Here is a 13906-nt window from a genome sequence, read left to right as displayed (position 1 = left end):
TAGAATAGGAGAAAACAATATGATATTTATTAAGATAGGAGTAATTTTGCTAATGTTGAATGTTGGTGTAAAAATTGTTGAGAGTATCTTAAAAAATAATTATGGCGCCAAGTTTCTCTTACAGTTGGGTTTCCTTTTTCTTGTAGTTATAGGAATTGCTTCAATGGATTTGGTGGGCATGTATTTCAATCATGGTTGGTTACTTTTTCCTTCGATGATTAATTCGTTTTTAGAACCATTAGGGATTTCGCTCGTTTACTCAGATAAACTAAATGTGTGGCTGACCATGATAGGTGTAGGAATTACGTTGTTAATGGTCTATATAGTTGCACGAAAGAAGGAAGGTACCAGCGATAAAAAGAAAATTAAACTTTTTGATCTGTGTACAAATATACCAGTCTATGTGTACATTAGGGACTTTAATTACTTGTTTCTTTGGATTGGATTAACCACATTTCTTTTGTACTATAGTTACTATTCTTATATATTTGATTTAGGAAGTATGGATAAACGAATCGCTATTCCTTTGTTGGTTCTTTGTGGGATATTTGAATTGTTGCTCACCCTAACGCACTATTTCTTTATAAAAGAGCTAAATCAAATAAGCTTTATGATTAGCTTGCTTGGAAATAAGGAAAATCATAGTGATACGATTTCAAAAATTGATAGTCTTCTTGCTGGTAAGACTGTATATGTACAGGGGAAAGAGATTGATGATGAATTTAAAGCATGTGTCGATATGTGTGTATTTGAAGTAATTGGAATAGAACAAATAAGAAGTATAAAGTTGGAAGATACTGTTCAGATAAAACTAACTGGTTTCGCTAAAAAGATTTTTTCAAACCAGGAAGAAATACTATCAAATGGAATCGTTATATATGAAAAAGACGAGTAAGATAGCTAGTATATCAAAGGTGGTTGAAAGAATTTAGCGAGTCCTGAAGGAAAAAATAGGTGATGACAAAGAAAGTATTATATTACCTATATTTTAGAGATAACGAGTAAGTTGGCTCACAAGCATAATACAAATCGTTCAAAAAGGACTAGAACGGTAAATAAAGAGGGGAGAACGCTAAAAAAAGAGCGCTCTCTTTTTTTGATTGGAGGGAATCAATCAAATAATGAAGAAAAAAGAAAAAGGAAAGTTTAAAAAGAAAAACTATGAAAAAGCGAAACAAAACAACCTACGATTTTTGGCAGATAAGCGTTTTTTAATTCCTGCCATGATTTTTCTTTTTCTAACAGAAATAATTGTAGGAAATTGGTTATTACAAAATATATTCTCTCTTTTAAAAAGTAATCTTTTTTCTATCCAGTGGGTAGAATTTAAAGAGACCCTTTTCTATTATCCATTGTCTGAGTATTTGTTTGCTTATATTCTTTTGTTCATAGCAAGCATACTATCAACAAGCATAATCGCCTATCGAATGTATACGTCTTTTCGATCGTTGGAAGAAGAACAGGTGCAAGGAACAATGGATTTTGAAAGTACTGAAGGAATGGACAAACAATATCCGACCGTCGAAGTACACCCTTTCACTGAAAAGGAGGATTTCTATGATGGGAAACCAGGATATCCAGTAGGTAGAAAACCTAAGACCATGAAACAAAAAGCGGAAGGAACATTTTCTATCTATGTAGATACTACCGATTCCAATACCATTACGTTAGCAGGAACTCGTCAAGGGAAAGGAATCTATTTTGTAGATACATTTATTGATATACTCACACGCGCACGATTGATTGCTAATCGTGCTTCTTTTGTTATGACGGCTACAAAAGGTGATGAGCCTAGAAAATGGTACAACACGCTAAAACGACGTGGATATCGTATAAGAATTGCTAACGTAGTCAATCCTTATTATTCAGACCCAATACCTGCATTAGCTGTGTTTAATAATTACTATCGACACTATAAACGTTTAAAAAAAGAGAGTGTGGGTTTAAAAGAAAAAGGAAAAGCTAGCGAAGGATTAAATGTAAGCATTAAAGCAGAGCAACAATTATCTAATGCAGAAAAAATTATTAAACAGGTAGCATTCTCTTATTTTCGTGAAGTGAACGAAGGTAAAGATGGCGGGTTTTGGACGAAGGCATGTCGAAGTTTGTTTATGAGTGTGGGTCTTGCTTTAGCTGATCAGGAATACGAAGAGAATGAAACAAGTAAAGTGAATCCTTACACTATTTATAATGTTGTAAACGACATGCAGAGACGGAGGATTAAAGAGAATTCGCATGAATTTTTAAAGAAATACTCAAATGATGAAAATGAGTTACAGCGGTTGCTAGCTGAATATGAAAATAAAAGCGAATTAGACGTATTTTTCGGCGAATTACCACGAACGCACCCGGCAAAACGTCATTATGACGCAATTTTTGCTTCAGCACCCGCTCATGTGACGTTGGGAAATATTATTACGCATTTTGATGGAGATTTAGAACCATTCTTAATGACGTTAAATGCAAAAATGACAGCAATCGATGATGGTTTTGACATGGAACTAGTCGGGTTTGATAGAGAACAACCAACCGCTGTCTTTGTAGTGCTAAGTGATGCGGATACGTCTAATAATCAATTAGGAGTGATGTACCTGGAACAAATTTATCAAGTATTGTTGAATCGTTGTAATTTAGAAGATGATTCTCAGTGTTACCGTGATGTTCATTTTATCTATGAAGAAGGTGGAAACTTAGGAGTTGCTATTTCTGATTTAGCACGTAAATGGACTGCTGGATTAAGTAGACGTTTGTTTTCACATTTGGTCTTGCAGGATATTCAACAATTATCTTCTCTCTATGATGAAGATACAAAAGATATTATCTTAGGCAATACAGGAAACTTAGCTTATATAAGGACAGGTTCAGAGTCCACTAATAAATATATTGCAGGACGTCTAGGAGATCGTTCGAATTATTCAAAAACAAGACATAAAGATCCATTATCGATTAAGTCGACAGAAACAGAAAGTACAGAGAGAATTGATTTACTTGCTTCTTTTGAATTAGAACGACTACGTGAAGGAGAATCCGTTATTTTACGTATTAATAAACACAGAGATTTGGAAGGAAACCCTATTTATCAGTATCCTATTTACAATACGTACGAAAATGATACAAATTTGATTCCTTTTTATAAATTCCGAAAATTAGATAAGGTTTCTTGGGAAGAAATACCAGTAAACAATCAATTCATGGAAATAGAACTAGAGGATTTAAACTGGAAACTACAACCAGAAAAAATAATTGACCAACAAAAACAAGTGATTCCGCAAATACCGACGTATAAGAAACCAGAACGAAGAAAAGACAGCAATAGCATTACACCAATAGAACAGATTGCAAAAAAAGAAGTGAAGTCAGTTTTTTCAACAGAAAAATATGCAAAAGAGGCAAAGTTTCTTGAAGATATGTATGGAGATAAATTAGAACATTTAGTAATCAATGTGTTCTCAGTCGAGCAACAAAAAAGACTGATAGCTTTGATTCAAATGACCGGAGAAAAGGAACCTCAATCATTTGCAGAACTGGAAAGAGTATCGAAAACTGGCAATGTTCGTTCTTATATTAGTTGTATTCTATCAAGTTTCGGTCAGGGGGCGGTAAATATGGTTGTACAACAACTAAAAGAATGGAGGAATTCTAATGAGTTCTGATGAGATTCTAAAGATTTTAATTACATTTGATGATTTCCTCAAACTAGCGAATTTGGGGGCTGACATAGGACGTAATATACTTTTTGGTATTGCACGTTTTTTCTTATGGATAGTGCAAAATTTAGAAAATATAATGACAGAAATGTTGACCTTCTTAGGTTTTTATAATGATTCTTCTCTTAAAGGAGAGGGAGGGCTGCTACAAACACTAATAAGCTTTAAGTCATTTGGTGTTGGCATTGCGATTCTAACAATAGGGTTAGTATTAATATTCGGGAAATCCTCTCAAACAAGAGACATTCCTATGAATGTACTTATGTTGTTGCTGATGTCTTTAATGCTTCCAACAATTATGAGCGATGGAATGAAGTTGGTTAAAGCTACACAAGGCGAATTTAGCGCCACACAAGGAGATATTGGGTTCTCAACGATTAAAAATAATGTTACAGATGTTTTTGTTTTAGCAGATGGTGGGTGGAAAACGACTAAGCCTGAAAATAAAAACTATTTAACAGATGTAACAGGGTTTGACGTGAACGAACGTATTTTAGATCCCGATGAAGTTGAAAATGGGGAAGTGCTAAAGTACAAGCTAAGAAACAAGCAAAATGAAGAAGGTAAAGAAGCAGTAGAATTAGATGAAGGGAATGGAGGAGTTCTAGGATGGTTAATAAAATCAATGTTTGCTCCAAAATATTATCGCTGGAAAGTAGACTGGATACCTTTAATTGTTACTTTAGGGGTGTTGGCTTTTTCATTGGTCACTTCAATGGTGAGAGTGGGCAGACTAGGAATAGAGTTAGCCTTTAATGAATTGTGGGCTAATATTGTTGTTTTTTTCAGCTTTAGAGAGACTAAGCGAGCGAAAATGGTATTAATGGAAATTGTTGGTGGATTTGTCATGGTGATTTCTATTTTTACAATGTACTATGTTTTTATTTATTACAACAGTTTCGTTTTTGCGACAAATACGTCTGTTTGGGCGCAGTTATTTGCAGTAGTTGGCGGCGCATGGTTTATTTACGATGGTCCTGCTATCATACAAAAAACTCTTGGAATTGATGCTGGATTATCAACCGCTGGTTCTTTTGTAATGGGCATGGGTGCTAAAAAAGCAGTAGATCAAATTGGTAGTGGTGTGAAAACGACTGTAGGAGCAGCTACTTCTGGTACTGTAGCAACTGCAGGTTTTGTCGCAGGATTAACTTCTGGAAATGCCGAGAGAAAAAATGATGAAGATGCGAATTTGAATAAATTTGATACCGATAATGAATCTGAAAAAAATACTGAAGATACAAATAATGCGCCACAAGACGAATCGAAGGACACTCAAACGAATGATCCTTCAAAAGATGTATCTGAAGAAACGAACGAAGCAGTTAATGACGAAGATATTGGCATTAGTAAATCAGAGGAAGATTCAGACCAGGAAACTTCAGAGAATACAAATTCGCTAGATAATCAGGAAAAAAATGGAGAGGATATTAACGATTCGGCTGTTGATGAAAATGGAACAAACGATGCCAAAGAAACAGAGGATTTTGAAAGTAAAAATACGGATACAGAAACGAATGATCAAAATATGAGTGATTACGATGAACAAGAAAATGTTAATGACGATACACCTAAAAACACAAGTACTGCTAATGAGGGTCAGCTTAATAATATGAAAATGGCCGATAATGAAGATGAAAACTCTAAATATACAGGTGAATCAAGCAACATGGAACACTCCGATTCTGATAGTGAGTCTGAATCACCTTCTAATAGTTCAAGTGAGCCATTAGAAAATCCATTTAAAAAGAAAGTTAGTCAAATGGTAAATACTAACAAATATCAAAAGAACATGAAAAATCCTATTGGTAACCAGGTAGATAGATACAAGAGAAACAAAGAATTTGGACAAGAAGTAAATGAATGGTTAGCGCAACGAAAAGAGCAGAAGTCACAACAACTACCTAAAGAAAAAAGACCAAAAAATAAGAAAGGATAGAGACCTATGCATGAGATACAAGAAGAAATATTTACCCAAGCAAAGTTTGTAGGAAAGATTTTAACAAAAGATGCGGTTTGTTGTTTCATTCTCTTTCAGGTAGCTACAGGACTACAGGAAAGAACATATGGACCTTTAGGAACAATTGCTTTTCTTTTTGTAATGATTATGGGTATTTACTGGTTATCTCCCAGTTCTCTTACTAGGAATAGTTTAAGAAACTATCAACGATTATGGATAATCTTAACGAACAATAGACAAACGTATCACCCATTAGCACAACAACAATTCCAAGACGAAGAAGATTTATCTATGGCAATGCTAACTGAGGAAGAATTAGCAGAAGAAGACAAATTGATTGAAGAAGAAATGAAAGAATATAACTAAGGTAAGTTATTTAAATGTAAAGAAAGCAGAGAATATTCTTTGCTTTCTTTCTCATTAAACAATTAAGGAGGATATTCAATGAAAGAATATGCAACAAAAATAAAAAATAAGAGTGTGGGCTTACTGAAGGATAACCATTTTTGGCGAATACAAGGCTTATCTGTACAATATTTTGTTAAATATCATGCGCTGTATTCGATGGAAGTATTATTACTAGTTTTACTAGTGACGGCACTTAATGACCAAGTTGTATCAATATCTAACGAAGTTAGTAACTTTGTGTTTATACAAATAATTTTACAATTGTTTGTATTCGTAAAGTTAATAATGCCTGTTTTTTATTTTGTTCAATTGGCCATTGATATTTCTCTTCATAGAACAAATAGAAATAAAATTTGTGCATTTTTAAAATCCTGCTTGTTTGCAAGTATCGTAAGCAATTCAAATTACCTCACTGCGGAGTTTTATCAAGATATACAAGGATTCAAAGATTTTCCAGTTTCGGTGGTTCAAAAACTGATTATTTATGGAATCTTGTATTTTGTTATGCGGTATTCCATTGAAAAATATTGGGAATGGTTAGGAAAAATGATTGTACTAAAACCAGAACTAACTACGTTAGAAATACCAGTAAAAGAGAACTACTTCTCTTCGCGTATTGAACTAATGGAGGAAATGAATCGATACGTAACTCCATTAGCCATTACAAAAGAAATGGTACGTAGAGACTCAAACTGGGCGTTTGTAAGTAGTTATGGAAACATAATTGAAGAAGAACCAATCGTTGAAGAAAAAAATAGTGTGACTGTTCAATTAAAATATTCGATTATTCCTCCGATAGATTTGATCTATTACAAATTTGACAAAGTAGAGTAAAAGGAAGTGAAAGAATTTGATTGTAGATACAGATGAATTGTTGGATGTACAAGTAGAGCGAGCTTTGGTAGATACTACGACAAAAGAGAAAAAAAAGAAGAAAATACAGAAGGTTGAAAAATCGGTGCTGGCCTTTATGCCAGAACGTCGAATTATCTCAGAAGAATGTATTGCGTTAGAAAAAGGTGTAACCAATTTTTATCGAATTGAAGATTCTTCAGCAAGAGAAGGAAGTTTAGAACAGCGGCAATCTGCATTGAATGATTTTTTAGTCTTTTTAAAAACTGTTCATACAGACATAAAATTTATATTTACAAGCTTTCCCATTGATATGTCTGAAAATATTGATTATGCAAAACGCCGTTTTAAAATGGGTGCGTTGAGCGAGACAGTAAAAAAAGAACAACAATATACGTTGGCAGTCCTTGAAAATTTAGATAATACACGATTGATCGATACGGTTTATTTACAAGTATTTGCGGATGATGAAGAGCAATTAAAAGAAGTTGAAAGAGAAATTCGTCAAGCGCAAAGTACAGATTTTCGTATTAATACGATGACACTAACACAAAAAATAAAATTTTTATTTCGTCGGTACAATCCATTAGCTCCTTTGCCAATAGGAATTCCTTATCAACGGACAGATTACACTGGAAGAGACGAGAAGGTACAAAAAATTGTAGCAAAAAAAGGCTACGATCCTTTGTTTGTGGGTACGATTCAACCAATGGGTGGAATTAAACCTCATTCTTCTAAAGATTTACAAATTTCTGATGGGTTTATTCGAGTACTTAATCTAGTCATTTATCGTCCTAAAAACAATCCTAACTTTTGGGGAGAACAAGTCTTTTGTATGAAAAATGTATTAACTACTTTAGATACGCATACAATTGATACCTCCAATCCACTTGTTGAGCAGAATTTGAATCGGAGCTTAGGAGAGTATGAGGATAGAGTTTATAGTTCTAAAGATAGGATTTCTCAAAAGAAAGCACGCAAAGAGTATGAAAAGTTAGATAGAACAGTAGAAAACGTCCTTGAAGCTGTTGAAGTATTAAAGGAGATACATGTACGTTATGTATTGGCTGAATCTACTATTGAGAAATTGGACGAACGTGAACAAGAAGTCATGCGAAAACTTAGAAAACACCAGTTCCAAGCGGCTTGTTTTTTAGATGAACAGGAAAGACAATTTAAAGCGACGTTTGTTAGCTTTAAAGAAGGCGCGAAGCTAATCAAACGAAAAGGGAAGGAAATAAAAGGAACAGCATTAGCAGGGAGCTATGCGTTTAATTATGCCAACCATATTGATCACGATGCTCCGTATAGTGGTTATCCGTTGTACGGTTCAGGTGTTGTTTGCCTATCTACAACGCATAAAGATAGTTTGAGAAAGTCCTATAGCAGTATTATTTTAGGAAGCCAAGGGTTCGGTAAGACAACAGCGGCTAAAAAGCAGTTAAAACAAGCTGTAGAGTATAATAATATCCATTATGGGTTTTATGTCAGTGATGAAACAAAACGGCTCACAGAAGCTCTAGGCGGTGAATTTTATGATGGTCGAGAAGTTCGATTGAATCCTTGTCAAATCTATCGTTCTGACGTGGATGCTCGAACAAAAAGAACGAAGGAAGAGCAGTCGTTAAAAACTAATCTAGTGAAAATGAGGTTAGTTTTTGGACTAGCAGAAAATATTGATTTTCAAAGCCCAATTATGACAACGGCTAAAAAAATCTTTAATAATGGATATGTTGATTACATGGAACGCCATGGGTTAGAGGTCAATAAAATAACGCAATATGATCCAGAACAGTATCCAGTTTACTCAGATATCCTTGTATTCGCTAAAAATGAATACAATAAAGCTACGGAAGAATTTGAAAAGAAAGACATGTATGATTTTATTTCAAAATTAGAATCATTTATTACAGATTCAGGAAATATTTTTAACCAGAAATCGACATTTGATTTTTATAATAAAAAGCTTGTAACGTTTAACATGGAAAATCTCGTGAAGTCAGATATATCCACTTATAATGCACAATACTATAATTTATATACAGCAGCGTTTAGTGAATCTGTACGAGTTGGCCAACGTGAAAAATATTTATTTGACCGTAAACAGAAAAAAGTGGATGAGTTAATTTATTCTAATATCACTTCCGATGAATTTCATAATCCAATACGGACAAAAAATAAAGTTTTACTGAAGGAATTAGATCGCTATAACCGAGAAGGGCGAAAATTATTAATCGGACAAACTTATATTATGCATGACATAGCAGATGCTTTTCCTGACTATAATAGTGAAAATGGAGAAATGGGGGAGATTTCTCAAATTGTTGTTAACTTGTTTAAACTTTCGACGTATCGCTTTTTATTTAAACAAGACGAATCTTCAGAAGAATTACTAAAGAAAGTATTTGGGAAGCAACTTAGTGATTATGATATAGCAGACATTATTGGATTTGAGGAACGTGATATTTTGTTAAATATTAAAGGAGCAAAAAATATCAAGTTTCGCTATGGTTTATCAGAAACAGAGAAACGAATCTTCGATGGAGGACTATAACCATGAAAAATAAAGAGGGAAAACAATCTAAACCTAAAAAGAATTATTTAAAAAAGACAAAAAAAGCATTTCAACTCGTAGTTTTTGGCAAAAAACGAGAGAACATTGAAAGTTTCCAAACAAAGAGACTCTACTTCGTATTAGTAGGTGTCTTTTTTTTGTATCTTTTATTCTCCTTTTTAATTTCTTAAAAGGAAGGTGGGCGAATAATGCATACAAAAAAAATTCCTGTTTTTACAAAGAAACAGCTAGACGTTGCTAGAAGGACAAATATGTTAGCGTTCATGCAAGAAAAAGGAGAAATTTTTGAGAAAGTTTCTTCAAAGTTTGTAGAACATGTGGATCATGACAGTATGAGAGCAAATGTAAAAAATGGCATAGTCAATTGGTATTCAGAAGGGATTAGCTCGTATGATAATGCCATCGAATTTTGCATGGCTTATTATAATGAACCCTACGAAGACACTGTTCAGCAGTTGTTAGATTATCAATTTGCTAGACAAATAAATAAAGAATTTTCTAAAAGATGGATAAATAAAGAGGAAAAAAGTCCGTTTAATTTGCAACATTTATCCGTTGCAGGAAATTATGATACAGGCCGACTTGATGAAAAAGGGTGGGCTTATTTGCGTAGTAGGCATTTATCGGACGAAACGATTGGTCGTTTTGCAGATGGGTCAATTACTTCAGACAATCGTGGGAATATTTTGTTTAAAATCACAGACATTGGGAAGAACAAATTTGGGACTTATGTTGGGGCTGATGTTCAAGGAACATATGCTAAGCCGTTAGAAAAGCGTATGAAAATAAACAAAAAAGGAGAATTAAAACTAGACCGAAAATATTTTAAAGGAATAGCAGAAAATAGCAATGGCCGCCGTGGCTTTTGCTTTGGCGCCAATATGGATTACAAAAGTCCAATTACCCTTTTCGTTACAGAAGCACCAATAGAATCACTATCACTGTGGGAGTTAGATAAGGAAAATTTACCTAATAACTCCTTTTTCTTGTCATTATCTGGCTCAGGAACAAAACAAGAAACTATATGGAAAACGTACAAAGACTTGCAAAACATGCTCAATATTAACGAAGGAACGATTGTAATGGCTGTAAATAATGATAAATCAGGAAAAGAATTGATTCGTACAGTTCACAGCCAATACAAACAATCTGAAGACTTAAAACAAATAGCAAAGCTGTCTTTATATTTACCACCAATCGAAAATGGAGACTTTAACGAATGCCTGGAATTAAAAAAGACTGGACGTTTGGAAAGTCGTGAAATTAAGAAGAAAGAAAACGAACAAGCCAAAGCGATTTTTGAGCAACAAAAATCAGCTGTTCAAGAGATGAATGTATGAAGTCATTAAAAATAAAAATAATTCTCATACTTTCTGTGTTGGGACTTGGGTGTTTAACTGTTATAGCTGTTGTTCAAGAAACGGAAAGAATGATTCTTATGATTGCAGGTGCAGAGTCAGAGGAAAAAAATAATGCCTTGCCAAATGAGAATGTAAATCTTCCTCCGGAAGTTTTAGCGTTAAAACCAACAGTGGAAAAAGTGGCCAAGGAAATGAGCATTCCTGATGAAGTACCCTATCTTTTAGCGATAATAATGGTTGAATCGGGTGGTCGCGGGGGTGATCCATTTCAATCTAGTGAAAGTGCGGGGTTACCTCCTAATACGATAACCAGTCCGGAACAATCGATTCGTCAAGGCGTCACTCATTACAAAAGTTGTCTTGATTTAGCGAACCAATATAGCATTCAAGATAGAAAAGCTGTATTACAAGCTTACAATTATGGTGGTGGATTTTTAAGCTGGCTTTATCAAAAACAGAGACCTTATTCTTTTGAATTAGGAGCAGAATTTGCGAAAGAACAAAGTGGAGGAGCAAAAGTAGTTTACACGAATCCTATTGCAAGCGCTAAAGGAAATTGGCGCTATGCATACGGAAATATGTTTTATGCAGAGCTAGTTTATCAGTATGTTGCAAGCATGCAGCAAGGCATAAATGAAGGAAATGGGGGCAATATACAGGTATTAGAATCTATTGTTGGTCAATCAATATATGGTGGAGAGTGTTACATGCTTACAGCATATTATGTTGAAAAATTGGGTGGCCCACAGCTGCGTGGAAGTGGCTTTGATTATGCCGAAAGAATTGGTGATGATTACAATTGGTCAGCGTACGGTTGGTCAGTAATTTTTGACCCCAAACCGTCTGATCTAAGGATAGGAGATATCGTCAATTGGTATGCAGGTGGTGTATTAACCCCTCAAATATATGGCCATACAGGCGTGATTTCAGGTGTATCAAATGGTGGACAAGCATTTACTACCTATGAGCAAAATTCAGAGCGTGGGCGAGTTGTAGCAAAGTATAATCGGACATTTGATATAACAAAAATACGTAGTATTGTTCGTAAAAATAAGTAATATTTGACGAGTGATTGAGGGTGTGTTAAATTTAGTTTAACATACGTATAGGAGATGATAGTCATGGAAACAGTAGTACGTAAAATAGGCAATTCTGTAGGAGCAATTTTCCCAAAAGGGATTTCTCCAGAAGTTGGAGATGCGTATACAATTTTTAAAATTGATGATACGTATATTCTAAAGCCTAAAAGAGAAGATATATTTAAAAATGATGCAGATTGGAAAGACTTTAGAGATTCTGTGACTGTAGAAGATACAGAATGGGATACAATGAAGTTAGAAGGGAAAGAATACTAGATGGATTACCCAAAGCAAAGGGATATTATTTGGATAGATTTTGACCCTTCAAAGGGTAAAGAAATCAAAAAACGAAGACCCGCTCTAGTTGTGAGTAAAGATGAATTTAACGAGCGTACGGGTTTTTGTTTAGTTTGCCCTATTACTTCTACAAGACGAAGCTTTGCGACATATGTAGCGATAAAAGACCCTCAAAAAATAGCAGGAGATATAGTTACCCATCAACTGCGTTCAGTTGATTTCATGAACAGAAATGTAGAAAAAATTGAACAGTGTGATCTGCTGACTTGGGTCGATGTTATTGAAGTAATTGGTATGTTCATTTAGATACAACAGTCAAAAATCTAAATTAGATAAGTAACCTAAGATAACTACTTAGGTTACTTTTTTTTATACCAAAAATGTAAAGGAGAAGATTATGAAATCTATAACCCAACTTTTAATAATGGGTGCATTTGGTTTAGCATTAGGGATAGGTGGAACATTTGTATATGCTAAAAATGTACTCCTTCCTCAACAAACCAAAACCATTCAAAATTATGTTAAGAAAACGAATGATTTAGAACAAGAATTAAAAGCGTTTAAAGAAAATAAAGAGGGTGCTTCTACTAAGGAAATCCCTATTCCAAAACACTCTTATTCACACCAAGAATACGTTAACTTGAAATCAATAGGTGAACAATTTTCTAAAAGTTATTACGACATTACTACAGACACGGCGGAAGAAAAATTGAAAGGATTATCTAAAATTTTAACACCAAAACTTAGTGGAAAATTACGTCCGGCATGGGTTGACGATTATAAAAATAGTATTCGAATTGAACAAGAAACTATTAGTGAACAGTACTATGTAAAATTGAATGGGGTGACTGGAAAAGCGACAATGATTGGTTGTCTGATTGTATCTACTAAGCATGGTAGCGCCCAAGCGTTTGACGTGAAATATATTGATAAATTCAACTTGGAAAAAGATGAAAAAAATCATTGGAAAATAAAAAAATTTGAAGAACAAATTGCCCCTCGCGAGTTCTCCGAAAGTTATTTTACGCAGGAGTGATGAAGAATGTTTAATAAATTACATGAGTGGAAAGAGAACGTAGAAGTATACCGTGACAGAATACAATCAGGTGAAAAAAAGAGTGGTCGTTGGAAAAAAAGGTGGAACAAATATTCTTCAAAATTATATCTATTTATGTTTTTATTAACAGTTTCTGGGTTTGTATTTTTTAACTATTCAAGGTTATTTTTTAAAGACGATAGCCCTCTGTTAGATAGTGGAATCGGAGAAGTAAGTAAAACCAAAATAGGTTCAAGTGAAGTTGAAATTGTTTCTAGAAAAATAAACAATTCAACTGGTTATGGAGAAGTACTTATTCATGTTGAAGAGTCTTCAGACCAAGTTCATAAAGAATACGTTTCATTTGCCGGAGAAGTAAAAAAAGAGCAACCAATAGAAACAAAACTCATTCCTATTTCAGAAAATTATTATCTGATTCAATTACATGGTGTTCCTAAAAATTGGAAAACAATAGGGATTGACTTTGGCTATAATGCTACACAGAAAGCACCAACGACTGTAGAACAAATTGAAGAACAAAGTCAGCAAAAACAAACAGATAGATCACAACAAAATTCTTTTTATTGGGATGTCAGAAAAAGTAAAACAGACGATGATTTAAAAGAGAAAC

General features: G+C 34.1%; 13 protein-coding genes. All 13 read left to right on the top strand.

What is annotated here, in order from left to right:
• The first annotated feature begins 19 nt into the window (after positions 1 to 19).
• Positions 20 to 895, top strand: coding sequence for a hypothetical protein (locus IGJ52_RS13555; protein WP_173950811.1), 876 nt, complete (start codon positions 20 to 22; stop codon positions 893 to 895).
• Between the two features lie 226 nt (positions 896 to 1121).
• Positions 1122 to 3653 carry a type IV secretory system conjugative DNA transfer family protein gene (locus IGJ52_RS13550; RefSeq protein WP_438792198.1) on the top strand — a complete coding sequence of 844 codons (2532 nt, stop codon included), beginning with the start codon at positions 1122 to 1124 and terminating at the stop codon, positions 3651 to 3653.
• A complete protein-coding gene (locus IGJ52_RS13545) occupies positions 3643 to 5646 on the top strand; it encodes a pLS20_p028 family conjugation system transmembrane protein (protein WP_438792197.1) in 2004 nt (667 codons plus the stop codon). The genes IGJ52_RS13550 and IGJ52_RS13545 overlap by 11 nt, the downstream gene beginning before the upstream one ends.
• Positions 5647 to 5652: 6 nt before the next feature.
• Complete coding sequence (locus tag IGJ52_RS13540) at positions 5653 to 6033, top strand: hypothetical protein (protein ID WP_010829134.1); 381 nt, start codon at positions 5653 to 5655, stop codon at positions 6031 to 6033.
• 78 nt (positions 6034 to 6111) lie between these two features.
• The gene (locus IGJ52_RS13535; RefSeq protein WP_438792196.1) at positions 6112 to 6909 is read left to right on the top strand and encodes a hypothetical protein; all 798 of its coding nucleotides are present in this window, start codon (positions 6112 to 6114) and stop codon (positions 6907 to 6909) included.
• A 16-nt stretch (positions 6910 to 6925) separates the two neighbouring features.
• Positions 6926 to 9481, top strand: a complete 2556-nt coding sequence (locus IGJ52_RS13530) for a trse protein (protein ID WP_438792195.1) — start codon at positions 6926 to 6928, stop codon at positions 9479 to 9481.
• Between the two features lie 2 nt (positions 9482 to 9483).
• A complete protein-coding gene (locus IGJ52_RS13525; RefSeq protein WP_002360822.1) occupies positions 9484 to 9672 on the top strand; it encodes a hypothetical protein in 189 nt (62 codons plus the stop codon).
• 18 nt (positions 9673 to 9690) lie between these two features.
• The gene (locus IGJ52_RS13520; protein ID WP_438792194.1) at positions 9691 to 10842 is read left to right on the top strand and encodes a toprim domain-containing protein; all 1152 of its coding nucleotides are present in this window, start codon (positions 9691 to 9693) and stop codon (positions 10840 to 10842) included.
• Positions 10839 to 11921, top strand: a complete 1083-nt coding sequence (locus IGJ52_RS13515) for a lysozyme family protein (protein WP_012579098.1) — start codon at positions 10839 to 10841, stop codon at positions 11919 to 11921. The genes IGJ52_RS13520 and IGJ52_RS13515 overlap by 4 nt, the downstream gene beginning before the upstream one ends.
• Before the next feature lie 63 nt (positions 11922 to 11984).
• Positions 11985 to 12218, top strand: a complete 234-nt coding sequence (locus IGJ52_RS13510) for an AbrB/MazE/SpoVT family DNA-binding domain-containing protein (protein WP_010829130.1) — start codon at positions 11985 to 11987, stop codon at positions 12216 to 12218.
• Positions 12219 to 12545: a type II toxin-antitoxin system PemK/MazF family toxin gene (locus IGJ52_RS13505; protein ID WP_002360827.1), complete on the top strand. Its 327-nt coding sequence runs from the start codon at positions 12219 to 12221 to the stop codon at positions 12543 to 12545.
• A gap of 91 nt (positions 12546 to 12636) precedes the next feature.
• A complete protein-coding gene (locus IGJ52_RS13500; protein ID WP_438792193.1) occupies positions 12637 to 13275 on the top strand; it encodes a hypothetical protein in 639 nt (212 codons plus the stop codon).
• Positions 13276 to 13281: 6 nt separating this feature from the next.
• A partial coding sequence (locus tag IGJ52_RS13495) for a hypothetical protein (RefSeq protein WP_438792192.1) occupies positions 13282 to 13906 on the top strand: 625 nt, incomplete at its 3' end.

It is taken from the genome of Enterococcus sp. DIV1758 (assembly GCF_051711985.1).
Taxonomy (GTDB): Bacteria; Bacillota; Bacilli; order Lactobacillales; family Enterococcaceae; genus Enterococcus; species Enterococcus faecalis.
Note: the sequence above shows the minus strand (reverse complement) of the source record. Positions and strands in the feature narration are given on the sequence as shown.

What these genes read in the sequence shown, in the direction of transcription:
- IGJ52_RS13555 (WP_173950811.1), top strand. Translation starts at nt 20, where the DNA reads ATGATATTTATTAAGATAGGAGTAATTTTGCTAATGTTGAATGTTGGT.
- IGJ52_RS13550 (WP_438792198.1), top strand. Translation starts at nt 1,122, where the DNA reads ATGAAGAAAAAAGAAAAAGGAAAGTTTAAAAAGAAAAACTATGAAAAA.
- IGJ52_RS13545 (WP_438792197.1), top strand. Translation starts at nt 3,643, where the DNA reads ATGAGTTCTGATGAGATTCTAAAGATTTTAATTACATTTGATGATTTC.
- IGJ52_RS13540 (WP_010829134.1), top strand. Translation starts at nt 5,653, where the DNA reads ATGCATGAGATACAAGAAGAAATATTTACCCAAGCAAAGTTTGTAGGA.
- IGJ52_RS13535 (WP_438792196.1), top strand. Translation starts at nt 6,112, where the DNA reads ATGAAAGAATATGCAACAAAAATAAAAAATAAGAGTGTGGGCTTACTG.
- IGJ52_RS13525 (WP_002360822.1), top strand. Translation starts at nt 9,484, where the DNA reads ATGAAAAATAAAGAGGGAAAACAATCTAAACCTAAAAAGAATTATTTA.
- IGJ52_RS13520 (WP_438792194.1), top strand. Translation starts at nt 9,691, where the DNA reads ATGCATACAAAAAAAATTCCTGTTTTTACAAAGAAACAGCTAGACGTT.
- IGJ52_RS13515 (WP_012579098.1), top strand. Translation starts at nt 10,839, where the DNA reads ATGAAGTCATTAAAAATAAAAATAATTCTCATACTTTCTGTGTTGGGA.
- IGJ52_RS13510 (WP_010829130.1), top strand. Translation starts at nt 11,985, where the DNA reads ATGGAAACAGTAGTACGTAAAATAGGCAATTCTGTAGGAGCAATTTTC.
- IGJ52_RS13505 (WP_002360827.1), top strand. Translation starts at nt 12,219, where the DNA reads ATGGATTACCCAAAGCAAAGGGATATTATTTGGATAGATTTTGACCCT.
- IGJ52_RS13500 (WP_438792193.1), top strand. Translation starts at nt 12,637, where the DNA reads ATGAAATCTATAACCCAACTTTTAATAATGGGTGCATTTGGTTTAGCA.